This is a genomic window from Solihabitans fulvus, from assembly GCF_008386585.1.
GTDB classification, from domain to species: Bacteria; Actinomycetota; Actinomycetes; order Mycobacteriales; family Pseudonocardiaceae; genus Solihabitans; species Solihabitans fulvus.
On sequence record NZ_VUOB01000100.1, the window covers coordinates 1 to 1,514 of the forward strand.

At 69.2% G+C, this 1,514-nt stretch carries 1 protein-coding gene; it reads right to left on the bottom strand.

Going from position 1 to position 1,514, the window contains the following annotated elements; genetic code table 11:
* Positions 1–145: 145 nt before the first annotated feature.
* Entirely contained in the window at positions 146–1,507 is a 1,362-nt protein-coding gene (locus tag F0L68_RS39455; RefSeq protein WP_188317084.1) for an IS4 family transposase, read from the bottom strand.
* Positions 1,508–1,514 lie beyond the last annotated feature (7 nt).

Here is a 1,514-nt window from a genome sequence, read left to right on the forward strand (position 1 = left end):
CGTCCAGTGTCATCACGCACCGTGCCCAATCCCGCCGAGCTTACGCCCGGCGTGTCGGGCCAGAAACACCGTTCGCGGGATAGTCCCATTAGACGCGACGGTCTACTAGCTCCAAGGCCGTGAAGTTTGGCGATTGTGGTGGTTGTCAAGGGTCTGCCGGGGTGAGGATGTCGATACCGATGGTCGCCTTGTAGCTGGTCCGGTCGATGGCCGGACCGCGGGCTTGGTATTTGGAGATGGCGCGTTTGACGATGCGGGGACACACCCGTAGCCGCCGGGCGGGCATGAGGTCGGTCAGGACGTGTCTGCCGATGGTGCCTACGAGGTCGATGACGGTGTCGGCGATGACGCCGGCGGCCTGGACGACCTGGTCGCGGGCGGTCTGCCAGGCGATGGTGAAGCTGGCGCGGTCGGGGTCGAGGTCGGGTCGGGTGTTGGTGGCGTCGGTCATCGCGGTGCGCAGGAGTTGGTAGGTCACCAGCAGGGCGTAGACCTCCTGCTCGACGCCGTCCGGGGTGCGGGCGCGGAGCACTCGGCCGCCCAGGATGCTGGATTTCAGTTCCAGGTAGGCGGTTTCGATCTCCCAGCGCTGGTGGTAGAGGGTGATCAGCTCGCTGGCGGGGTGGCGGTGGGGGTCGAGCAGGGTGGTGGCCAGCCGGTAGGTCCCGGTGTGGCGGCCGGCGGTGGTGGTGATGGTGATCTCGGCGTCGATGACCCGGACCCGCAGGCCGCCCAGCACCGACAGGTAGGAGCCGTCGGGGTAGCGGGTCAGGATCGGTGTCGTGCGGCTGTTTTTGAGCCGGACGAGTACGTGGGCGCCGGTGGTGGCGATGTCGGCCAGCAGGGCTTTGGCGGCGAAGTTGCGGTCGGCCAGCAGGATCATTCCGGCTCGGAGGCTGCGCAACAGTTGGGGGGTGTAGGTGGTTTCCCCGGTGGTGGTGGGGCCGAAGACCGCGTCGATGAGGGTGCGGGTGCCGCAGGCCAGCAGCGCGACCAGGCGGGTCTGGGGGTAGCCGGTGCCGCCGTGGTTGCCGTTCTGTTTGGTGAGGCGGGTCAGGATGCGTGGGTTGTCGGGCACGGTCAGGGTGGTGCCGTCGATCGCGCAGACCAGCAGGCCCCGCCACCGGGTCCCGGGTTGCCTGATCGTGGCGGCCGGTCCGCGTAGCAGGTCGAACAGCCAGTGCAGGGGTGCTGTGCCGACGCGGCGGCGGGCTTGGGCCAGTGCGCTGGGGGTGGGGGTCGCGGTGGGGATGCCCGCCAGCCCGGCGGCGAGTTTGCGCCACACTTGCGGGTAGCCGACCTCGCTGAACAGGCAGGCGGCCAGCAGCAGGTAGACCACGACTCGGGAGGGCAGGTCCCGTAGGCGGGTCTGGGTGGCGCGGGTGGCGGTCAGGGCCTCGTCGACCATGTCGAAGGGCAGGTGTTGGGTGAGTTCGCCGAGGTGGCCGGGGGCGTATCGGCCCCCGGCCACGGTGATCGTGCGGGTGGTGACAGACTGGGTGTCCAACGGAGTT